The sequence below is a fragment of the Thioclava atlantica genome (assembly GCF_000737065.1).
Classification (GTDB): Bacteria; Pseudomonadota; Alphaproteobacteria; order Rhodobacterales; family Rhodobacteraceae; genus Thioclava; species Thioclava atlantica.
Map to the genome: position 1 here is coordinate 32,998 of NZ_AQRC01000003.1, position 21,191 is coordinate 54,188.

Sequence of the window (21,191 nt, forward strand, 5' to 3'; positions counted from 1 at the left end):
GCTCAGCGCGGGGTGAGCAGACAGGTCCCGCGTCGCTTGGGCTGGTCGGAGGCGCGGTAGTAATCGCCGATATGGCGGCGTTTGCCCGCCCCGATTTCGCTCCAGTCGAGCCAATGGCAGTCATAATCGAGCACGTCGGCCATCGCCTCCATCGCGGTAAAGGAGGGGATTCCGATCAGCGCCTTTTCCTGCCCCTCGATCTGGGGGATCGCATTGAGTTCGTTATCGGTGCGCTCGCGCACCAGCATGATCACCTGGCCCGGGCGTTGGGCGAATTCGCTGTCGACGATGACCAGTTCCGGGCCGAGTTTGCGCACGAGCTGGAACAGGCGGAAATGATCCATCACATGGTAGAGGATGCCGAGGACGCCCACGACGTCGAACCGCTCGCCGCGGTCGATGAGCTTTTGCATGCCGTCGAAGATGTCGTCGCAGATCAGCGAGACCTTCTCGCGCAGATGCCCACGCGGAAATTCTGAGAAGCGGTCGATCAGTTCCTGCCGCCCCTCGATCCCCACGACCTCGCGCGCGCCGGCGGCGGCGAAAGCGTAGGCCCAGCGGCCGTCATGGGCGGCGAGATCGAGCACCCGCTTGCCCGCGATCTCCGCCTCGAGCGGCTTGATGATCATCTTGTGCCGCAGGTTCATCCGCTCGACCGTGCCGGGATCGTCGGAATAGCGGTCGATCTCGGGCAGGAAATCATAGAAACCCATGTTTGCGCTCGGCCTCGCTCTGGTTCATCTTGGATCGAGCCTAGGCCTAGGGGAAAATGCGGGCAAGAAAATGACGGACCGGTTGAGCGCGCGACTTCTGCTGGCAGGTTATGCCCAAGGCATCTTTCCGATGGCCGAAAGCCGCGAAAACCCGGAGCTGCACTGGTTCGACCCGGCGCGGCGCGGAATCGTTCCCTTGGAGAATTTCCACATTTCGCGCTCTTTGGCGAAGAATATCCGGCGCGGGAATTACAGTATCTCGATCGACCGCGATTTTCGGGGCGTGGTCGAGGGTTGCGCGGATCGCGACGAGACCTGGATCAACGGACCGCTCTTCGACCTCTATGACGAGCTGCATGCTGCGGGTTTCGCCCATAGTCTCGAGGTCTGGCAGGACGGTGCATTGGCGGGCGGCATCTTCGGCATCACTCTGGGCGGCGCCTTCTTCGGGGAGAGCATGTTCTCGAGGCGAACCGATGCTTCGAAGACCGCGCTCGCCTACCTAGTGGACCGGCTGCGGCAGGGCGGGTTCTCGCTCTTCGACACGCAATATATCACGCCGCATCTGGCACGGATGGGCGCGATCGAGATCCCGCGGCTCGAATATCGCGCACGGCTCGCGCAAGCCCTGCATGAGCGCGGCGATTTCGCGGCGCCCGAGACGCCCGACCCTCAGTCGCTCTTGCAGCGAATGGCCCAGACGTCATAGCGCGGGTGATCGAGCGCCGAGAGCGCAGGGCTCGATGCGATCATCCAGCCCGAGAAATCCGGCTTGGGCTTGCCCTTCTCGGTGACCGTGACGAAGGCATAGGCATCCGAGGACGGGTCGTCCGCCGGGTAGCGGCATTCGCGCAGCGTGATCGTGATGAAGCCGTAATCGACGCTCTGGCCGACCGCGAGGGTGATGTCGGATGCGGTGCCCGAGACCTTGTCGAGCCCGCGCAGCGTCGCCCCGGTCCCGTCCGCGAGGCCCTGTGTCGGCTCATCGGGGGGGATCTGGTCGTCAGGCGTGATGTTGGACTGCAGGTCCTGCGCCGCCAGAGCGGTCGGCAGAAGCGCCAGCATGAGTGCGAGCGCGCGGATCATTGGCTTCCCCCTTCGCCGTTTCCTCCGGCGAATTTGAGCATCAGGTTGAGCACCGAGACGGCGCTTTGCGTGTCGAGTATCTCGTCGCCGGGCTTGAGATCATCGAGCGCGCCGCCGGGAATGAGCTCGATGAAATTGGAGCCGAGGAGCCCGTCCTGGGTCACCGCGATCACCGTATCCTCGGGCAGCGTCACCCCCTCGCGCACGGAGATCGTGGTATCGGCGAAGAAGGTCTTCGGGTTGAGCTTCACGTCGGTGACGGTGCCGACCTTGACACCGGCGAGCCGCACATCCGTGCCCGGAACCACGCCGCCGATCGAGCGGAAGGAGGCGTGAAGCGGATAGGAGCCACCTTCCGGGCCGATCCCGAGCCCACGCCCGGCCCAGACCAGGAAACCGAGCGCCACCAGAAGCACCATCGCCCCGGTCAGGACCTCGACGCGATTCTCGTTCATCTCGCGATTCCGCCGGAGCGGATCATTCCGGCTGCCAGGCTTCGTAATCGCGACGCGCCACCGGATGGGCGAGTCGGATCGAGCCCGGCGGCACATAGGCGGCCTCGGTGCCGGTGAAGTTCGGGTGATGCGGTTTTTCCCACGGTTTGTGGAGCAGCGGCATCTCGGTCGGCGGCTCGTCATAGGTGAAGTGGATCCAGCCATGCCAGTCCGGCGGGATCCGGCTCGCTTCGCTCTCGCCGTTATAGATCACCCAGCGTTTCTTGCCGTCGCGGGTGCGGTAGTAGATGTTGCCCTGATCGTCCTCGCCGACCTTCACGCCCTTTCGCGCGGTGAAGAGCTGGGTTCCGAGCGTCTGACCGTTCCACCAGGTGAGAAGCCGAAGAAGGAATTTCATGGGGACAACCTCCGCAATGCGTCAGGCCAGTTATATCCGTTGACGCGTGAAGGTCCAGTGGCGGCGGAGGCAAAAATCGAAAGGGCGAGCCTGCGCCCGCCCTTCGCATTCCGGTCTGTCGCGCGGGGTCAGCCCGCCGACTTGCCCTCTTTCTTCGCCTCGGCATAGATCAGAAGCGGTTTCGCCTCCGACTGGGTCACGGCTTCCTCGTTCACCACGACCTCTTCGACATCGTCCATGCCCGGCAGTTCGAACATCGTGTCGAGCAGGATGTCCTCCATGATCGAGCGGAGCCCGCGCGCGCCGGTCTTGCGCTCGATCGCTTTCTTGGCGATCGCCCGCAGGGCCTCCTCGGTGAAGCTGAGCTGCACGCCCTCGATCTCGAACAGGCGCTGATACTGCTTGACCAGGGCGTTCTTCGGCTCGGTCAGGATAGTCACGAGCGCATCCGCGTCGAGATCGGTCAGCGTCGCGATCACCGGCAGACGCCCGACGAATTCCGGGATCAGGCCGAATTTCAGCAGATCCTCGGGCTCGAGCTCCTTGAAGATCTCGCCCACGCCGCGATCGTCGTCATCCTTCACATCGGCGCCGAAGCCCATCGCGGAGCCCTTGTTGCGCTGCGCGATGATGCGGTCGAGGCCGGCGAAGGCGCCGCCGCAGATGAAGAGGATATTGGTCGTGTCGACCTGCAGGAATTCCTGTTGCGGATGCTTGCGCCCGCCCTGCGGCGGCACGGAGGCCACGGTGCCCTCCATGATCTTCAGGAGCGCCTGCTGCACCCCCTCGCCCGAGACGTCGCGGGTGATCGAGGGATTGTCGGACTTGCGGGTGATCTTGTCGACCTCGTCGATATAGACGATGCCGCGCTGCGCCCGCTCGACATTGTATTCGGATGCCTGCAGGAGCTTGAGGATGATGTTCTCGACATCCTCGCCCACATAACCGGCCTCGGTCAGCGTCGTGGCGTCCGCCATCGTGAAGGGCACGTCGAGGATGCGCGCCAGCGTCTGCGCCAGAAGCGTCTTGCCGCAGCCCGTCGGGCCGATCAGCAGGATGTTCGACTTCGCCAGTTCGATATCCGTCTTCGTGCCGTGGTTCAGACGCTTGTAGTGGTTGTGCACCGCGACCGAGAGCACGCGCTTGGCATGTTCCTGCCCGATCACGTAATCGTCGAGCACCTTGCAGATATCGCGCGGGGTCGGCACGCCATCGGTGGATTTGAGGCCGGCCGATTTCGTTTCCTCGCGGATGATATCCATGCACAGCTCGACGCATTCGTCGCAGATGAACACGGTCGGGCCCGCGATCAGCTTGCGGACCTCATGCTGGCTTTTGCCGCAGAACGAGCAGTAGAGCGTGTTCTTGCTGTCGGAGCCGTTCGAGTTCGCCATCTAATACCTCTGCTGCCGGGCTCTGCCCCGGCTGTGAATTGGCCTGTCCCCTTGAGACTAGGACAGGCCAATCGTCACCTCAATGTCAAAATCACCCCGGCCATGGGCCGGAGGATCACTTTTCGCCCTCGCCGGGGGCGCGGCTCTCGAGGATCTCGTCGATCAGCCCCCACTCCTTCGCATCCTCGGCCGACATGAAGTTGTCGCGCTCGAGCGCGGCCTCGACCGTCTCGTAATCGTTGCCGGTATGCTTGACGTAGATCTCGTTCAGGCGCCGCTTGAGCTTCTCGGTCTCGCGGGCATGGATCATGATGTCGGTCGCCTGCCCCTGATAGCCGCCGGAGGGCTGGTGGACCATCACGCGGCTGTTCGGGAGCGAGAAACGCATCCCCTTCTCGCCCGCGGTCAGCAGCAGCGAGCCCATCGAGGCGGCCTGCCCGATCACCAGCGTCGAGACCTTCGGCTTGATGTATTGCATCGTGTCGTAGATCGACAGACCGGACGTCACCACGCCGCCCGGCGAGTTGATATACATCGCGATCTCTTTCTTCGGGTTCTCCGCCTCGAGGAACAGCAGCTGCGCGCAGATCAGCGTCGACATGCCGTCATGCACCGGCCCCGAGAGGAAGATGATGCGTTCCTTGAGCAGGCGCGAATAGATGTCGTAGGCGCGTTCGCCGCGCGAGGTCTGCTCGACAACCATCGGCACCAGCGTGTTCATGTAAAGGTCGTGGGGATCTTTCATCTCGGTGCCCTTCTTGCGCTTATGGGAATTCCATATCCTCGGTTCTTTACAGAAGTCTTAGTGACGCCGCTCGGGAGCTTCAAGGGCGTCCGGTCAATCGCTGCAACACAGGGGAGCTGGGCGTGGCGTCAATTGCGCGGCGCGGATCAACCCGACGCCCCGTCGCCCGCGCTCTCCGCCGCGGCCTGCATCCGCTCGCCCGCCTCGCCTGCACGGAACCACGCCCGGATCGCCGCGCGCTCCTGCGGCTCCATGTAGCTCAGGTTCGCGGGCGGCATCGCGTCGGTGAGCCCCGCTTGCACATAGATCTGGCGCGCGGCCGCCGCGATCTCGCGCGGGGTTTCGAGATGGATGCCCTTCGGCGCCTGGCCGATCCCGTCGAAACCGGGCTCGCTGGCGTGACACATCGAGCAGCGTCCCATCACGATATCCTGGACGTCATCGAAACCGGGCGCCTGTGCGAAGCGCTGCTCGAAGGGCGTCAGCATCGCGGTGCCGTCCTCATCGCCGCCCAAATCGGCTTTCGGGATCGAGGAGAGCCAGATGATCGCGAGAAACAGCGCCGCCGTCGCGCCCCACGTCCACCACGGCTTTCCCTTGTGGGCGTGATGCGTGTTGAAGAAATGCCGAATCGTCACCCCCATCAGGAAGACGAGCGATGCGATCAGCCAGTTATATGCGCTCGCGAAGGCCAGCGGATAGTGGTTCGACAGCATCAGGAAGATCACGGGCAGCGTCAGGTAGTTGTTATGGGTCGAGCGCTGCTTGGCGATCTTTCCGTATTTCGGATCGGGCGTGCGGCCCGCGACCAGGTCGGCCACCACGATCTTCTGGTTCGGGATGATGATGAGGAACACGTTCGCGGTCATGATCGTCGCGGTGAAGGCGCCCAGATGCAGAAGCGCCGCGCGCCCCGAGAACACCTGCGTGTAGCCCCAGGCCATCGCGACGAGGATCACGTAGAGCCCCAGCATCAGCCGCGTGTTGTCCTCGCCGAAGCGCGACTTGCAGATCAGGTCGTAGAGGATCCAACCCACGGCCAGCGAGCCCACCGAAATCAGGATCGCGCCCCAGACCGGCAGGTTCATCACCCGCGGGTCGATCAGGTAGAATTGCGCCTGGCTCCAGTAGAGCACGACGAGCATCGCGAAGCCCGAGAGCCAGGTGACATAGCTTTCCCATTTGAACCAGGTGAGCTGGTCGGGCATCCGCTCGGGTGCGACGAGGTATTTCTGGATGTGATAGAATCCGCCGCCATGGACCTGCCAGGCCGCCCCGTGCACGCCCTTCGGCGCGCCGGGCTCCGGCACCAGCCCCAGATCGAGCGCGATGAAGTAGAAGGACGAACCGATCCAGGCGATCGCCGCGATCACGTGCAGCCAGCGCACCGCGAATTGCGCCCATTCCAGCCAGAACGTGTAGTCCATCCGTCATCCCCCGCTCGTTTCGGCTCAGCCTTCCCCAAGCCTCGTCCGAGCGCAAGCGACCGCGCGCATGGAGAGGATGATTTTTGTCCAGACGCTCAAATTCCGCGCAGTCCCGCTGCGCGGCCGGAGCGGCGCGACCTCAGCTTCCGCGATAGGTCGAGTAGCCGTAGGGCGAGAGCAGGAGCGGCACATGGTAATGCGCCTGGGGATCGCTCATCCCGAAGCGGATCGGGATCTCGTCGAGAAAGAGCGGCTCCTCCGCCTCGAGGCCGCTGGCCCGCAGGTAATCTCCCGCGGCGAAGACCAGCTCGAAGCGGCCCGGATGGAACTCGGAAGCGGGCAGAATCGGCCCGTCGGCGCGGCCATCGGCATTTGTGACAGCCTGAGCGATCTGCCGCCGCGCTCCCCCCTCGATCGCGAAGAGCGTGATCCGCAGCCCCTCCGCCGGGCAACCGCGCGCCGTGTCGAGCACATGGGTCGTCAGATATCCTGTCATCGGTTGCCGCCTTTTCATCCAGATCCTGTGGCATCACTATGCAAACCGTGTACGGGCACCGCAAGATCGAGTACACTCACCACAAATTGCTTTTCCTTCGGGCGCGTTTCGGTTGATCCCGGTGGCCAATGATCTAGCTGACACAACAGTTTCATGGAGGCGTCACGCAGGCGTCACCTCACAGGCCCATCGCAACGGGGAACGAACAGGTGAAGAGCAGCCATGGCACATATTCTCAGCTTCGGCGAGCGTTGCAGCCCGGCCCTTCCCGCAATGCCCGCCCGCGCCCATTGCGGCTTGCGAAACTCGAGATGACCGGAGCCGCGCCATGACCCGAGACGCCCCCCCTCCCCGCTCCCCGGCACGCCAACGCTTCCGCAGCCTGTTCCTGTCCGATTTCCATCTCGGTTCGCGCGGCTGCAACCCCGCGCCAATTCTCGAATTTCTGCGCGGCATCGAGGCCGAGACGATCTATCTCGTGGGCGACATCTTCGATCTCTGGCACGGCGGCACCGTGCAATGGGACGACCGCCACAGCGAGATCATCGAAACCCTCGAGGCGCATGCCGAGACCGGGACGCGCGTCGTCTACCTGCCGGGCAACCATGACGCACCAATGCGCGCGCCGGGAATGAACTTCCTCAATTTCGAACTGGCCGAGATCGTGACCCATGTCGGCGCGGACGGCCAACGCTACCTGGTGCTGCATGGCGATCAATGCGACGCGCGCATCCTGCGCTGGCACGCGATGACCCGCTTCGGCAGCCGGATGGACGCGCTGTTTCGCGGTCTCGATGCCTGGCTGCGCCGCCGGCTCAACCGCACGGAAACCGAGCGCAGCCTGATCCAGCTCGCGATCGCGGGCATCAACCACATCATCGCGCGCGGGAGCGGCTACGAGCGCCGCTTGATCGCGATGGCCGAGGCCGCACAGGTGGACGGCATCGTCTGCGGCCATTCCCACAAGCCCGCCCTGCGCGAGAGCGACGGGCTGACCTATGCCAATTGCGGCGACTGGGTGGACAGTCTGACCGCCTTGGCCGAAGATCACTCCGGGGCGCTGCAACTGCTTCAATGGAGCGCCGCGCCCGCGTCGGCGCCCGTCGGGGCCACCTCCGCTGCGCCTGCGGTGGCAAAGGTACGTGCATGACGATTTTGACGAGCTTTCTGTTCGGTATCCTCGGTTTCACACTGGCGGCGCATTTGATCAGCTCCGCCCTGACCGCGTGGCGGCAGTCCCTCCCCGCACGCCGCGCGCCGGCCGATCGGCCCTTCGTGGCGGTGCTGCGACCGGTCTGCGGCCTGGATCCGTTCGACGAGGAGACGCTCGGCTCGACCTTCGACCTCGACTATCCCGATTACGAGATCCTCTTCTGCGCGCCCTCCGAGGACGACCCGGCCTGCGCCCTCGTGCGCCGCCTGATCGAGACCCGCCCCGATGTGCGCGCGCGCCTGCTGACCGGGCTCGATGCGGTGTCTGCCAATCCGAAGCTCAACAACCTGCACAAGGGGCTTGCCGCAACGCAGGCTGAGTGGCTTGCCATGGCGGACAGCAACCTGATGCTGCCGCGCGACTACCTGCAACGGCTCCTGGCCGAATGGCGCCCCGGCACCGGTCTCGTCTCGGCCCCGCCGGTCGGCGAGACCCCCGCGAATTTCTGGGGCGCGGTCGAAGCGGCCTTCCTCAACTCCAACCAGGCGCGCTGGCAGGTGACGGCCGATATGCTCGGCTTCGGGTTCGCGCAGGGCAAGTCGCTGTTCTGGCGTCGCGACATTCTCGAAGCGGGCGGCGGTTTCGCCGCGCTCGGGCGCAACATGGCCGAGGACGTCGCCTCGACGAAGCTCGTGCGCGCCCAGGGCCTCAAGGTCCGGATCACGCGCCATCTCTTTGCCCAGCCGATCGGCAAGCGCTCGGCCCGTGCAGTCTGGGACCGCCAGTTGCGCTGGTCGAAGGTGCGCCGGGACGGTTTCCCGCTGATCTTCATCGCCGAAGCCGCGCAAGGCCCGCTCTTCCCCTTCGTCGCGGCGGTCCTTCTCGCGGCGCTCGGGGCCCTGCCCTGGCTCGCCCTTCCGGCCCTCGTCCTCGTCTGGTACGGGGTCGAACTGATGCTCGCGCGCCGCGCGCACTGGCCCGCCTCTTTGCGCGACCTTCTGGCCTTCATCCTCCGCGACGCCCTCCTGCCCGCGCTTTGGGTGGCGACCTGGTTCGGGCGCGATTTCACCTGGCGCGGCAACGACATGTCCCACCGCGAGGTAAGCCGCGACCTGCCGGCCGCCGAGTGATCCCGCGATGATCGGACTGGAAACCGTCACCGCCCTCATGGCGAAGCACGGGCTCGCGGTCGTCGCCCCGATCGCGGTCCTCGAAGGGCCGATCGTCACCGTGATCGCGGCCTGGCTCGCGAGCCAGAACCTGTTCAGCCTGTGGTCGGTCGTGGTCACCGTGATCGTCGCGGATCTTGTCGGGGACATGGGGCTCTACGCCTTGGGTCGCTGGGGACTGCACCGGCTGCCCAAGCGCTGGCGCGACAAGTTCGGACTCAACCGGGCGCGGCTCGTCAGCACGGGGCGGCATTTCCAGAACAAGGGCGTGCGCACGCTTCTGTTCGGAAAATGGACCCATTCGGCCGGCGGCCCGGTTCTCGTGGCCGCAGGGGTCGCGCGAATGAACATTTGGGTGTTCATGTTCACCAATCTGCTCGCGACCGTGCCGAAATCGCTCATCTTCGCGGGGCTCGGCTATGAGCTGGGCTCCTATTACGGGCGCATCGACAGCTGGATTACGCGGATTTCGCTGATCCTGCTGGGCGCAATTCTCGTCGCGCTCGCGATCTGGTATTTTCGCCGCAGGAGTCGCAAAGGATGACCAAGGTCAGCTGCATCATTCCCGCCTATAACGAGGCGCCGCGCATCGGGGCGGTGCTCGACCGGGTGATCGACCATCCCCAGATCTCGGAGGTGGTGGTGATCGATGACGGCTCGAGCGACGGGACCGCCGAGATCGCCGAGATGTATCTCGACCGGAACGACCATCTGCGCGTGCTCCGCCAGAGCCGCAACGGCGGCAAGACCCGCGCCGTCGCCAGCGGCATCGCGGAGGCCCGCGGAAGCCATCTCCTGCTGCTCGACAGCGACCTGCTCGGGCTGACGCATCGCGATCTGGGGGCCCTGATCGCGCCGGTCGCGGCAGGCCATTCGGATGTCTCGATCAGCCTGCGCCGCAATGCGCCACGCACCTGGCGGGCGATCGGGCTCGATTACATCTCGGGCGAGCGGGTTCTGCCGCGTGACATGCTGGCCGCACGTCTCGACGAATTGCACGCGCTGCCGCGGTTCGGGCTCGAGGTTTTCATGAACCGGCTCTGGATCGAACATGCCGCGCGCATCGCCGTGGTCGCATGGCCCGGGGTGGACAGCCCGATGAAATCGGCCAAGCTCGGCAACTGGCGCAAGGGGGTGGCGGCCGATGCGAAGATGATGCGCGACATCTTCCGCACCATCGCGCCGCACCACGCCCTCGCCCAGATCCTGGCGATGCGAAACCTGCGCGTCCTTCCGCCCGCGCCCGACATGACCGGCGGGACGGAACACGCCCCGCGCTAGAACGTTGCTCGTAAAATCTCCGGAGGCTCCATGGCTCAGCACACCCGCGTCATCATCATCGGCTCCGGATCGGCAGGAATTTCCGCGCTGCGCGAAGTGCGCCGGGGAATCGAGGATTTCCGCATCATCAATGCAGGCGACTGGGGCACGACCTGTGCCGCGCGCGGCTGCATGCCCTCCAAGGTGATGATCGAGGCCGCCAACGCCTTTCATCGCCGTCACGATTTCGCGCAGTTCGGGATCACCGGGGCCGAGGGGCTGGCGATCGACATCCCCTCGGTGATGGCCCGCATACGCCGGATGCGCGACAATTTCGTCCGTTCGCCGCGCTCGATCCCCGAGGAGCTTGGCGAGAAGGCGATCTCCGCGCGCGCCCGTCTGCTCGGGCCGAACCGGGTCGAGATCGAAGGCATGGGCGAGATGACCGCCGATGCGATCATCCTTGCCACCGGCTCCTCGCCCGTCGTCCCGAAACCGTGGGATCGTTTCGGCAACCGGATCCTGACCACCGACAGCCTGTTCGAACTGCCCGACCTGCCCCGCCGCATCGCCGTGATCGGCATGGGGGCGATCGGGGTGGAGCTTGCCCAGGCGATGGCAAGGCTCGGGATCGAGGTCGAGGGCTTCGACGCGCTCGAGACCGTGGCCGGGGTGAGCGACCCGGAGGTCGCCAAGGTGATGCGTGCGCGGGTCGAGGCCGATCTGCCGCTGCATCTGGGCGCGAATGCCGAGATCACCGAGACGGAGACCGGCCTGCGGGTGACGGGGGGCGACGGCGCCGCCTTCGAGGCCGATGCGGTTCTGGCCGCGATGGGGCGCCGGCAGAATATCGCCGGGCTCGGGCTCGAGACACTCGGGGTTGAACTCGATGAACGCGGCATGCCCCCGGTCGATCCCGCGACAACCCAGATCGGCGATCTCCCGGTTTTCATGGCGGGCGACGCGAACGGCATCCGGCCGATCCTGCACGAGGCCGCCGACGAGGGCCATATCGCGGGCCGCAATGCGCTGGCCGAGACCCCGCGCGCCTATTGCCGCCGGACCTCGCTCGGCATCGTCTTCTCCTCGCCCAATGCGGCGCGGATCGGACAGGGTTTCAAGGACCTCGAGGGGCAGGAAATCCTGATCGGTTCTTTCGATTTCTCGCACCAGCCCCGCGCGCGGATGGCCGAGAAAGCACATGGTCTGGTCCGGATCTATGCCGAGCGGCGCGGCGGCAAGCTGCTCGGGGCCGAGCTGGCTTTGCCCGAGGGCGAGCATTTCGCGCATCTTCTCGGGCTGGCGATCCAGTCAGGACTGACCGCGCACCAGATGCTCGCGATGCCCTTCTACCATCCGGTGACGGAGGAAGGGGTGCGCGGTGCGCTGCGCGAGATCGCCCGTCAGCTGCCCGATGCCAACCGCTCGGATCTGGCCGACTGTCCCGAAACCGGGCATCCCGCGCTCGACTGAAGCGCGGCGATCGCGGCGACGCGTTCCGCATTGTCGCGTGCGGGCCGTCCGTCTTCCATCACCAGCGAGTTCTCGAAACCGACGCGAACCTTGCCGCCGGCCTCGAGCGCGGCGCGCAGACAGGCGGTCTCGCCCTGACCGAAGGCGCAGATCGCCCAGTCGGGCGTGATCGCCTCGTCGCGCATCCAGTCGCGGAAGGGCGACAACATCGCGGGCGTCGAGACCTGCCCCTCGATATAGCGCCCCATCACGAAGATCAGCTGCAGCGTGGGGCTGCGAAAGAGCCGCGCGGGCAGAACCTGCGCCAGCGCCTCGGCATCCTCGCGAGTATAGAGGATATGCTGGACCGCGATGCCCCGCTCCTCCGCCTCTTCATAGAAACGGGTGGCGAGCCGCGCCTCGTCGCGCAGCATCTCGCGGGTGGAAACGGACACCATATCCGCACCCGACTGCAGCGCCACATAGCGCTGGTGCCCGGGCGCGTAGCGGCCCGAAGCCTCGGTCGTGACCTGCACCGCCATGTCGCCCAGGCGCGGGCGCAGATGGGCCAGCGCCTCGCGATAGGCACCGCTGTCGAGAAGATGCCCGCCCGCGTCGTCGCGCAGGTGCAGATGCAGCGCCCCGGCCCCCGCCGCGCGGCAGGCCCGCGCGGTTTCGGTGATCTCGTCAAGCGTGATAGGCAGCGCGGGATGGTCGGCCTTGGTCTTCGTGGCTCCGTTCGGAGCCACCATGATGCGCGGCAGGTTCATCCCAGGACAGTCCGCACCGCGGTGCCCAGCTTGTCGACGAGTTCGCCGATCTGATCGTCGCTGATGATGAAGGGCGGCGCGAGCAGGATGTGATCGCCCGTCTGGCCGTCGATCGTGCCGCCCATCGGGTAGCAGATCAGCCCCGCCTCGAAACTGGCGGCCTTGAGCTTCTTGTGGATCGCGCGGGCCGGATCGAAGGGCGCCTTGGTCGCGCGGTCCTCGACGATCTCGAGCCCGCGGAACATGCCGCGCCCGCGGATATCGCCGATATGGGGGTGCGCGCCGAAGGCTTCGCGCAGCGCCGCGTCGAGCTTCTCGCCCTGTTGCGCGGCGCGCGCCACCATACCGCCCTCGGTCAGTTTCTTCACCACCGCATCGCCGGCGGCGGTCGCGGTCGGGTGGCCGATATAGGTGTGGCCGTGCTGGAAGAAGCCCGAACCCTGAACGAAGGCGTCGTAGATCTCTGCGGTGCAGAGCGCCGCGCCGATCGGCTGATACCCGGCGCCCAGACCTTTCGCGATGGTCACGATGTCGGGCGCGATGCCGTCCTGTTCGCAGGCAAAGAGCGTGCCGGTCCGGCCCATGCCGCACATCACCTCGTCGAGGATCAGCAGGATGCCGTATTTGTCGCAGATCTCGCGGATGCGCTTGAAATAGCCCGGAACGGGCGGCACCGCACCCATCGTCGCGCCGACGACCGGTTCGGCCACGAAGCCGATCACGGTTTCCGGGCCGAGGCGCAGGATCTCCTCTTCAAGCTCGTTCGCGACCCGCAGGCCGTAATCCTCGGAGGTTTCCCCCTCTTCGCGCCAGCGATATTCGTGGCAGGGCGCGATATGGCTGGTCTCGACCATCAGCGGCTCGAACTGCGCGCGCCGCCAGGCGTTGCCGCCGGTCCCGAGCGCGCCCAGCGTGTTGCCGTGATAGCTCTGGCGCCGGGCGATGAAACGGGCGCGTTTCGGCTCGCCTTTCTCGAGGAAATACTGCCGCGCCATCTTCAGCGCCGACTCGACGGCCTCCGATCCCCCGGACGTGAAATAGACCCGGTCGAGGCTCCCCGGAGCGTGAGCGATGAGCCGGTCGGCCAGTCGCTCGGCCGGCTCGGAGGTGAAGAAACTCGTATGCGCGAAGGCGATCCGGTCGAGCTGTTCCTTGATCGCCGCGATCACGTCCGCGTCAGAATGGCCAAGGCACGAGACCGCCGCGCCGCCCGATCCATCCAGGTAACGCTTGCCGTTCGCGTCGAGGATATAGGCGCCATCCCCCTTTGCCGCCAAGGGCAGATTGGACTTCGTGTGGCGGGGGAATACGTGGCTCATGTCGGCCCCTCCTTCGGGACAAGAAAGCGTGAGGATCGCTGAACAACCATGAAACATATGTTTTATTGATTGACAACATATGAAACAGATGAAACGCTCACCTCGACGCGATGAGTGGTGATTGTACCTGGGGAGGGGAATTGACCGATAGCTTCGAACAGCGGTTGGCCGCGCAATATGGCAGCCTCAGCACGCGCCTGCGCGAGGCTGGCGACTATATTGCCGACAATCCCATGAGCATTGCCACGCGGTCGCTCAGGACGCTCGCAAGCGAAGCCAAACTCGCGCCCGCAACCTTCACCCGTCTCGCACACGCGCTCGGCTACGACAATTTCGAGGAATTGCGCGAAGTGATGCGCGGCCAGATCGGACGCCGCATGCTGCCCTTCGCCGACCGCGCCGACCGGCTCCAGAACGACACGCTCGACACCCATGAGAGCTTCCTCTCCCGCTATGCCGGGGCATGCCAGGAGAATATCGCGGCGCTTGCGGGCTCGATCGAACCGGGTCAGCTCGAGGCGGTCGCCGACCGGCTGGCCAAGGCCCGGCGGGTCGTTCTGCTCGGAGCGCTCGGCTCGACCGGCATCGCCGAATACACGGCCTATATCGCCAATTTCTTCGGCGACAACTGGGAGATCGGCGCGCGGGCCGGTTCGTCGCTCGGGGCGACGCTTGCGGGGCTCGACGAGCGCGACGCGGTTCTGGTCATCACCAAGCCGCCTTTCGCCCGCTCCTCGATCCGCGGCGCGATCCACGCCCATGAGCAAGGCGCCTATGTTGCGCTGATCACCGACAGCCGGAGCTGTCCGGCGCTGCACGCGGCGGATGCGAGCTTCATCGTCCCGACCGACAGTCCGCATTTCTACACGAGTTACGTCGCCACGCTGTTTCTGCTTGAAGCGATCCTGGCGTTGGTGGCGAAACGCGCGGGTCCCCGCGCCACCGAACGGATCGCCGAGGTCGAAAGGCGCAACAGGCTTCTCGAGGAAGTCTTCGCGCGCTGACCGAGGCGTCACCGTAAACCAAGACCCAAACGACCAACGGGAGTCAAACATGAAAAAACTCTTCAAACTCGGCCTTGCCGCCGCAGTGGTGGGCGCTCTTGCAGCCCCGGCCGCGCAGGCGAAGGACGAAACCTTCATCACCATCGGCACCGGCGGCGTCACGGGCGTCTACTACCCGACCGGCGGCGCGATCTGCCGTCTGATGAACAAGAACCGCAAGGAATTCGGCGTGCGCTGCTCGGTCGAATCGACGGGCGGCTCGGTCTACAACATCAACACCATCCGCGACGGCGAGCTGGATTTCGGCATCGCGCAGTCGGACTGGCAGTACCACGCCTACAAGGGCGACTCGAAGTTCTCCGACAAGGGGCCGTTCGAGAAACTGCGCGCGGTGTTCTCGATCCACCCGGAGCCCTTCACGGTCGTCGCCCGCGCCGATAGCGGTATCAAGAACTTCTCCGACCTCAAGGGCAAGCGCGTCAACATCGGCAACCCCGGCTCGGGCCAGCGCGGCACGATGGAAGTGCTGATGGACGCGATGGGCTGGAAAAGCAGCGACTTCGCGCTCGCGACCGAGCTGAAGGCCGCAGAGCAGTCCAAGGCGCTGTGCGACAACCAGATCGACGCGATGGTCTACACCGTGGGTCACCCCTCGGGCTCGATCCAGGAAGCCACGACGTCGTGTGACGCCACGCTGGTCAACGTGACTGGTGACGCCGTCGACAAGCTCGTCGCCGACAACCCCTATTACGCCAAGGCCGTGATCCCGGGCGGCATGTATCGCGGCAACCCCGATGACGTGAACACCTTCGGTGTGCGCGCGACGCTGGTGACCTCGGCCGACGTGCCCGACAACGTGGTCTATGCGCTCGTCAAGTCGGTCTTCGACAACTTCGACGAGTTCAAGAAGCTTCACCCGGCCTTCGCGCATCTGACGCCGGAAGAGATGGTCACCAAGGGCCTCTCCGCCCCGATCCACCCGGGCGCGCTGAAGTACTACAAAGAACGCGGCTGGATCAAATAAGCCGCGCATAACTGGGGCGGGCGCGTGGATTCGTGCCCGCCCATTTTGTTTTTCCAACTATACTAAACCGCAACAAGCGGACGGCCCGCGGGCCGCAAGGGGGAACAATGGCGGAAAATCGCGCCTTGAACGAACAGGAATTGCAGGAGCTCGTCCAGGCTTCTGACAGCGGGGCGCGCAGCCCCAGAGGCATGGTCGGCCTGATGGTCGCGATCATCGCGTTGAGCTGGTCGGTCTTCCAGGTCCTGCTGGCCTCGCCCATCGGGCCCTATGTGCTGCCCGGCGATCTCATCAACAACGCCCGCCAGATCCACCTGGCCTACGCGATCTTCCTATCGGCGATGGCCTATCCGCTCTTCAAGGGCTCGCCCAAGGATTACGTTCCCTGGTATGACTGGATCCTAGCCATCGGCGGCGCGCTGATCGCCATGTACGGCTATTTCTTCTACCAGAAGATCGTCGACAATGGCGGGCTCGCCGACACCACGGATGCCTATGTCTCGCTCGTGGGCCTCATTTTCCTCTTCATCGCCGCCTATCGCACGCTCGGCCCGGTGATGGTCGCGCTCGCGATCTTCTTCCTGGCCTATGTCTTCTTCGGCTCCTCGGACTTCTTCCCCGAGCAGATCCGCTGGGCCGGCGCCTCGCTGCGTAAGGCGATGAGCCATATGTGGATCACCTCGGAAGGGGTGTTCGGGATCGCGCTCGGCGTCTCGACCAAGTTCGTGTTCCTCTTCGTGCTCTTCGGCGCCCTGCTCGAGAAAGCAGGCGCGGGCAACTACTTCATCCAGATGGCCTTCGGCGCGCTCGGTCACCTGCGCGGCGGTCCGGCGAAAGCCGCCGTCGTCGGCTCGGCCGCGACCGGCCTGATCTCGGGCTCGTCGATCGCCAACGTGGTCACCACCGGCACCTTCACCATTCCGCTGATGAAGCGCGTGGGCTTCAGCGCGGAAAAGGCGGGCTCGGTCGAGGTGGCCTCCTCGGTCAACGGCCAGATCATGCCGCCCGTGATGGGTGCGGCCGCCTTCCTGATGGTCGAATATGTGGGCATCTCCTATCTCGAGGTGATCAAGCACGCCTTCATCCCGGCGATCATCTCCTACATCGCGCTGTTCTACATCGTGCATCTCGAGGCGGTGAAAAGCCGGATGCCGACGATCGGAGACCGCGTGGTATCGGTCTGGCGCACGGCCTTCGGCATGTTCGCCTTCTTCGCGGGCTTCGCGGCGCTGTGCTACGCGGCGCAATACCCGGTCCGGCTCGTCACCTCGCTGGTGCCCGAAGGCGCCGCCTGGGTTCTCGCGCTGATGGTGATCCTCGCCTATGTCGCGCTCGTCTGGGTGGCGGCGAAGGCACCCGATCTCGAACCCGACGACCCGACCTCGGAGATCGTGAAACTCCCCGAGATCGGCGAGATCTACAAGGCGGGCCTCTACTTCCTGCTGCCGATCGTGGTGCTCGTCTACTTCCTGATGATCGAGCGCAAATCGCCGGGCCTCTCGGCCTTCTGGGCGTCGTTCCTGCTCTTCGGCATCCTTCTGACCCAGAAGCCCCTCAAGGCCTTCTTCCGCGGTCAGACGAACCCGATGGGCTTCTTCCGCGAGGGCCTGTTCGACCTTCTCGGCGGGATGATCGACGGGGCGCGCAACATGATCGGGATCGGCCTCGCCACCGCGACCGCCGGCATCATCGTGGGCACCGTCTCGCTGACCGGGATCGGTCAGGTGATGGCCGATTTCGTCGAGTTCCTCTCGGGCGGCAACCTGATCCTGATGCTGGTCTTCGTCGCGATCCTGTCGCTGATCCTCGGGATGGGCCTGCCGACCACCGCGAACTACATCGTGGTCTCCTCGCTCATGGTGGGCGTGGTCGTCCATCTCGGCGCGCAGTCCGGGCTCGTCGTGCCGCTGATCGCGGTGCATCTCTTCGTGTTCTACTTCGGCATCATGGCGGATGTGACACCACCCGTGGGGCTGGCGAGTTTTGCGGCCGCGGCCGTCTCGGGGGGCGATGCGATCAAGACCGGCTTCACGGCCTTCTTCTACTCGCTTCGCACCGTGGCCCTGCCCTTCGTGTTCATCTTCAACACCGACCTGCTCTTGATCGACGTGACCTGGTATCAGGCGATCTTCGTCTTCATCATCGCGACGATCGGCATCCTCGTCTTCACCGCGGGCACGATGAACTGGTTCATCACCCGCTCGCGGATCTGGGAGACGGTGGCGCTGCTTCTCGTGGCCTTCACCCTGTTCCGCCCCGGCTTCTTCATGGACATGGTGGAGCCGCCCTATACCGACATCCCGCCGGCCAATATCGTGCAGCGTCTCGACAAGGCGCCGGTGGGACGCGAGTTGCGTCTGGTCTTCTCGGGTCCCGATTACGACACCGAGAAACCCAAGGACCTGACCGTGCTCGTGAAGGTCCCCGAGGGCGCTGACGGTCAGGCGCGTCTCGACGCGCTCGGCCTGAGCGTGACCGATCAGGACGGCAAGATGGTCGCGGACGAGCCGATGTTCGGCTCGGAACTGCAGCAGAAGCTGCAAGGCTTCGACTTCTACGGCGACATGCCCGTGACGCTGTCGAACGTGAAGGTGCCCAATGACCAGCTTCCGAAGGAACTGATGTTCATTCCCGCCTTCCTGCTTCTCGGCCTCATCGCTTTCCTGCAATATCGCCGCAAGGAAGACGATGACGCGGCCTTTGCCCAAGGAGAACCGGCATGACCAAGACCATTCTCTGCGCGATCGACATCAACCGCCCCCAACCCGAGCGCAAGGTCCTCGAATGGGCGGCCAAGCTGGCGGATATGGAAAACGCCCAGCTCGACGTCGTCACCGTGGTGCCCGATTACGGTTCCGCGGTGGTGGGCGCCTTCTTCTCGGCGGACCACACGGCGAAAGCGAAGAAGCATGCGCATGACCTGCTTGAGAAATATGTCGGCGAAGTCGTGGGCTCGGAACGCAACGTCAAGGTACGCCATATCGTCGGTGTCGGGACCGCCTACCACGAGATCCTGAGCCTCGCCGAGAAGGACGGGGCGGATCTGATCGTGCTGGGCGCGCACCGGCCGGACCTGAAGGATTACCTGCTCGGCCCCAATGCCGCACGGGTGGTGCGCCACTCGACCTCGTCGGTCTTCGTCGTCCGCTGAGATCCGACAAAATGATGCGAGAGGGGCGCTCCGGGAAACCGGGGCGCCTCTCTTCTTTGGGAGAAACGCCTCGGCTCAGGCCGCCGGCTGGTAGGCCATCACACTGGACTGTTCCGCCAGCAGGCAGGCCTCGGCAAGTTCGGCCTGTCGGAGCGTCGAATAGTCCGCCGGCATGCGAAGCGCGGCATATTGGCGGCCATCCTCGTCGTTGCGATAGATCGGCCCCATCCTTGTGACCTCGTATCCGAGCTGGCGCAGCGCCCGCATCAGCGCAAGCGAAGACAGGCAGATCAGCTCCTGCGCGCCGCGTTCGAGCGCACGCTCGACAAGCCCGTCGACGATCATCCGCAGGCAGGTCGCCCGCTCGGCCTGCGTCGTCAGCTCGCTTGAGATCACGAGCCGGGTGCATTCCCACACATTGGGGCTCGCGATCTCGTCGGGCAGGATTTCCGGGGGGATATGGGGCAGCTTGCCCAGATGCGCATCTCGCAGCATGTAGGTGCTGCCGCCCCAGATCGCGGCGGTGGACATCGCGCGTGCTCCGCCCACGACCTTGCCATCCTTGAGAACCAGCGAATAATGGGCCAGCGGCGTGTCGTACTGGTCCATCTCGACCTCGTCATTATGGGGAACGTCCCAGCCCAGCTCGTCGACGAACACCTCCTTGCGAAGCCGCAAGAAGTCGTAGAACGCGGTGCCAAAGCGATGAAGTTGGGAAAATTCGAAAATGCAGTTCTGCATTGGAGCCTCCTTCTGGATGACTCCATCGTGCCCACGAAATAGTGAACGACTCACCATTTATGGTTGATCTGCGTTAAATCAGTCGCCTTGAGGTCGCGATCGTAAGCATTTCGATCGCGTTCTTTGCCCCGAGCTTGCGGGAGGCGGAGGCGAGCCTCGCCTTCACCCCGCTCTCGCTGATATCGAGTTCGGCCGCGATCTGCTTGATGAGCAGGCCGTCGGCGCGGAATCGGATCGCCTCGAGCTCCGCGGGGGTCAGCGACCGGCGCGAGGCATCCAGATGCAGGCTGCGCACGAGCTCGAACACTTCGTCGAGCTCCTTATCGGTGAAATCGCGATCGCTGCGAAAGAGAACCGCGTGGCTGCGCCGCCCGATATCGTCCGCCGAATTGAAGGAAATCGTCGCCCCGTAATGCAACCCCATCCGCCGCGCCATCGCGCCGACATTCATGGGATCGGGGAGCGTCATTTCGTCCCACCGGATCCAGCCCACATTGCCATAGACCCAACGCATGGAAGGATCCTGAACCACCAGTCCCTCTTGCGTGTAAATCTCCACCCAGTCGGCATTGAGGCGATTGAGCTCTGCTTCCGGGAACGAGTAGCCGACCCGCAACGCCACGTAATAGCCAGCAGGAGCGATCTCATCCAACCGGGTGTCGCAGTCCTTGAGTTCCATCAAATGGTCAAATCGCTTGCGCTCCTCCTGGCCAAGGCCTACCGTTCCCCCGGTCGCGATCCGGCCTGACATTGACAACCTAAAGACGAATGCCGGAGATGGAAACAGCAAACCGTCACGAAATCGCTAAGGCTCTCGATGAGCTGGCAACTATTTGCGATACGGGTTTTGCTTTCGCGCTACATATTCGCTTCACCCGTCCCAACATCTTGTACCGGACCTATCCGCAGGCCTGGATCGACCGCTACAGCGAGAAGGGGATGATGATCGAGGACCCGGTCGTGCTCTGGGGTCTCCGGGAGCGCGGCATCGTGCGGTGGGCCGATCTCGACGACCCGAACGGCATCCTTGCCGAGGCCGCGCAATACGGTCTCAAGAACGGTCTGACCTGTTCGGTCGGTCCGAACAGCTCGCGCTCGATTTCCGGCTTTACGCGCAGCTCGGCCCCTTTCACGGAGACGGAGGCCCAGTACCTTCTGGGCGTCACGCAACACCTGCACGACCTCACGGAAAACCTCTCTGCGCTTTGAGGGTACCTGGCCGTTCGGTCTCCCCTGACCTGCCTTTTACCCGGATGACGAGGGGAGGCGGCCATTCGGTTCATCGGCCGAATCGAGAGCGGCGCTCGCGAATTGCGAAGGCTATTTCGGAGCCAGCCAATTCAACCATAGCGTGCATTCCTCATTGAATCGAAGGGAGGAATTTTCGCGGCGAGCGAATTGTCCCTCCTCGGGCGCTGCTTTTCCTTGATCTGGT

At 64.7% G+C, this 21,191-nt stretch carries 23 protein-coding genes; 11 read left to right on the forward strand and 12 right to left on the reverse strand.

Going from position 1 to position 21,191, the window contains the following annotated elements; genetic code table 11:
* Nucleotides 1-2: 2 nt before the first annotated feature.
* Entirely contained in the window at nucleotides 3-713 is a 711-nt protein-coding gene (locus tag DW2_RS04410) for a DUF1698 domain-containing protein (RefSeq protein WP_038144117.1), read from the reverse strand.
* 70 nt (nucleotides 714-783) lie between these two features.
* Here DW2_RS04410 and aat point away from each other — a divergent pair, with 70 nt between their 5' ends.
* Nucleotides 784-1,422, forward strand: coding sequence for a leucyl/phenylalanyl-tRNA--protein transferase (gene aat / locus DW2_RS04415; RefSeq protein ID WP_038144457.1), 639 nt, complete (start codon nucleotides 784-786; stop codon nucleotides 1,420-1,422).
* Here aat and DW2_RS04420 read toward each other — a convergent pair.
* The 7 genes from DW2_RS04420 to uraH all read right to left on the reverse strand — a co-directional run bounded on the left by DW2_RS04420 (nucleotide 1,386) and on the right by uraH (nucleotide 6,713).
* Nucleotides 1,386-1,799: a DUF2155 domain-containing protein gene (locus DW2_RS04420; protein WP_051855404.1), complete on the reverse strand. Its 414-nt coding sequence runs from the start codon at nucleotides 1,797-1,799 to the stop codon at nucleotides 1,386-1,388. The genes aat and DW2_RS04420 overlap by 37 nt on opposite strands.
* On the reverse strand, nucleotides 1,796-2,254 hold the full coding sequence (mlaD, locus tag DW2_RS04425) for an outer membrane lipid asymmetry maintenance protein MlaD (protein ID WP_038144119.1): 459 nt from the start codon (nucleotides 2,252-2,254) through the stop codon (nucleotides 1,796-1,798). The genes DW2_RS04420 and mlaD overlap by 4 nt, the downstream gene beginning before the upstream one ends.
* A 22-nt stretch (nucleotides 2,255-2,276) precedes the next feature.
* Nucleotides 2,277-2,651, reverse strand: coding sequence for an NADH:ubiquinone oxidoreductase subunit NDUFA12 (locus DW2_RS04430; RefSeq protein WP_038144121.1), 375 nt, complete (start codon nucleotides 2,649-2,651; stop codon nucleotides 2,277-2,279).
* Between the two features lie 128 nt (nucleotides 2,652-2,779).
* Nucleotides 2,780-4,045, reverse strand: a complete 1,266-nt coding sequence (gene clpX / locus DW2_RS04435) for an ATP-dependent Clp protease ATP-binding subunit ClpX (protein ID WP_038144123.1) — start codon at nucleotides 4,043-4,045, stop codon at nucleotides 2,780-2,782.
* A 115-nt stretch (nucleotides 4,046-4,160) separates the two neighbouring features.
* Nucleotides 4,161-4,790 carry an ATP-dependent Clp protease proteolytic subunit gene (locus DW2_RS04440; RefSeq protein WP_038144125.1) on the reverse strand — a complete coding sequence of 210 codons (630 nt, stop codon included), beginning with the start codon at nucleotides 4,788-4,790 and terminating at the stop codon, nucleotides 4,161-4,163.
* A 146-nt stretch (nucleotides 4,791-4,936) separates the two neighbouring features.
* A complete protein-coding gene (locus DW2_RS04445) occupies nucleotides 4,937-6,217 on the reverse strand; it encodes a urate hydroxylase PuuD (RefSeq protein ID WP_051855406.1) in 1,281 nt (426 codons plus the stop codon).
* Between the two features lie 139 nt (nucleotides 6,218-6,356).
* Entirely contained in the window at nucleotides 6,357-6,713 is a 357-nt protein-coding gene (gene uraH / locus DW2_RS04450; RefSeq protein WP_038144127.1) for a hydroxyisourate hydrolase, read from the reverse strand.
* A gap of 328 nt (nucleotides 6,714-7,041) precedes the next feature.
* Between uraH and DW2_RS04455 the strand changes: the two genes are divergently transcribed.
* Genes DW2_RS04455 through DW2_RS04475 form a run of 5 tightly spaced genes read left to right on the forward strand, consistent with a single transcriptional unit; the run spans nucleotide 7,042 to nucleotide 11,768 of the window.
* A complete protein-coding gene (locus DW2_RS04455) occupies nucleotides 7,042-7,863 on the forward strand; it encodes a UDP-2,3-diacylglucosamine diphosphatase (protein ID WP_038144129.1) in 822 nt (273 codons plus the stop codon).
* Nucleotides 7,860-8,996 carry a ceramide glucosyltransferase gene (locus tag DW2_RS04460; RefSeq protein ID WP_038144131.1) on the forward strand — a complete coding sequence of 379 codons (1,137 nt, stop codon included), beginning with the start codon at nucleotides 7,860-7,862 and terminating at the stop codon, nucleotides 8,994-8,996. Before DW2_RS04455 ends, DW2_RS04460 begins: the two co-directional genes overlap by 4 nt.
* A gap of 7 nt (nucleotides 8,997-9,003) precedes the next feature.
* Nucleotides 9,004-9,579 carry a DedA family protein gene (locus DW2_RS04465; RefSeq protein ID WP_038144132.1) on the forward strand — a complete coding sequence of 192 codons (576 nt, stop codon included), beginning with the start codon at nucleotides 9,004-9,006 and terminating at the stop codon, nucleotides 9,577-9,579.
* Nucleotides 9,576-10,316: a glycosyltransferase family 2 protein gene (locus tag DW2_RS04470; protein WP_051855409.1), complete on the forward strand. Its 741-nt coding sequence runs from the start codon at nucleotides 9,576-9,578 to the stop codon at nucleotides 10,314-10,316. Before DW2_RS04465 ends, DW2_RS04470 begins: the two co-directional genes overlap by 4 nt.
* Nucleotides 10,317-10,346: 30 nt before the next feature.
* Nucleotides 10,347-11,768, forward strand: a complete 1,422-nt coding sequence (locus DW2_RS04475; protein WP_038144133.1) for a dihydrolipoyl dehydrogenase — start codon at nucleotides 10,347-10,349, stop codon at nucleotides 11,766-11,768.
* On the opposite strand, the gene DW2_RS04480 is transcribed toward DW2_RS04475, so the two are convergent.
* Both DW2_RS04480 and DW2_RS04485 read right to left on the reverse strand, forming a co-directional pair.
* Entirely contained in the window at nucleotides 11,699-12,517 is an 819-nt protein-coding gene (locus DW2_RS04480) for a 3-keto-5-aminohexanoate cleavage protein (RefSeq protein ID WP_081874851.1), read from the reverse strand. The genes DW2_RS04475 and DW2_RS04480 overlap by 70 nt on opposite strands.
* Nucleotides 12,514-13,836 (reverse strand): aspartate aminotransferase family protein, encoded by a 1,323-nt coding sequence (locus DW2_RS04485; RefSeq protein WP_038144134.1) that lies wholly within the window; start codon nucleotides 13,834-13,836, stop codon nucleotides 12,514-12,516. Before DW2_RS04485 ends, DW2_RS04480 begins: the two co-directional genes overlap by 4 nt.
* Nucleotides 13,837-13,976: 140 nt before the next feature.
* On the opposite strand from DW2_RS04485, the gene DW2_RS04490 reads away from it, so the two are divergent.
* The 4 genes from DW2_RS04490 (at nucleotide 13,977) to DW2_RS04505 (ending at nucleotide 19,015) form a co-directional block, all read left to right on the forward strand.
* Nucleotides 13,977-14,840: a MurR/RpiR family transcriptional regulator gene (locus tag DW2_RS04490; protein WP_238321262.1), complete on the forward strand. Its 864-nt coding sequence runs from the start codon at nucleotides 13,977-13,979 to the stop codon at nucleotides 14,838-14,840.
* 49 nt (nucleotides 14,841-14,889) lie between these two features.
* Nucleotides 14,890-15,864, forward strand: coding sequence for a TAXI family TRAP transporter solute-binding subunit (locus tag DW2_RS04495; RefSeq protein ID WP_038144135.1), 975 nt, complete (start codon nucleotides 14,890-14,892; stop codon nucleotides 15,862-15,864).
* A 107-nt stretch (nucleotides 15,865-15,971) separates the two neighbouring features.
* Nucleotides 15,972-18,587: a TRAP transporter permease gene (locus DW2_RS04500; RefSeq protein ID WP_038144137.1), complete on the forward strand. Its 2,616-nt coding sequence runs from the start codon at nucleotides 15,972-15,974 to the stop codon at nucleotides 18,585-18,587.
* Complete coding sequence (locus DW2_RS04505; protein ID WP_038144139.1) at nucleotides 18,584-19,015, forward strand: universal stress protein; 432 nt, start codon at nucleotides 18,584-18,586, stop codon at nucleotides 19,013-19,015. Before DW2_RS04500 ends, DW2_RS04505 begins: the two co-directional genes overlap by 4 nt.
* Nucleotides 19,016-19,090: 75 nt before the next feature.
* Here the strand turns inward: DW2_RS04505 and DW2_RS04510 are convergent, their stop codons facing one another.
* Entirely contained in the window at nucleotides 19,091-19,756 is a 666-nt protein-coding gene (locus tag DW2_RS04510) for an acyl-homoserine-lactone synthase (RefSeq protein ID WP_038144140.1), read from the reverse strand.
* Between the two features lie 73 nt (nucleotides 19,757-19,829).
* Nucleotides 19,830-20,435 (reverse strand): helix-turn-helix transcriptional regulator, encoded by a 606-nt coding sequence (locus tag DW2_RS04515; protein WP_038144142.1) that lies wholly within the window; start codon nucleotides 20,433-20,435, stop codon nucleotides 19,830-19,832.
* A gap of 98 nt (nucleotides 20,436-20,533) precedes the next feature.
* On the opposite strand from DW2_RS04515, the gene DW2_RS04520 reads away from it, so the two are divergent.
* Nucleotides 20,534-20,965 carry an autoinducer binding domain-containing protein gene (locus DW2_RS04520; RefSeq protein ID WP_162178884.1) on the forward strand — a complete coding sequence of 144 codons (432 nt, stop codon included), beginning with the start codon at nucleotides 20,534-20,536 and terminating at the stop codon, nucleotides 20,963-20,965.
* Nucleotides 20,966-21,191: the final 226 nt, after the last annotated feature.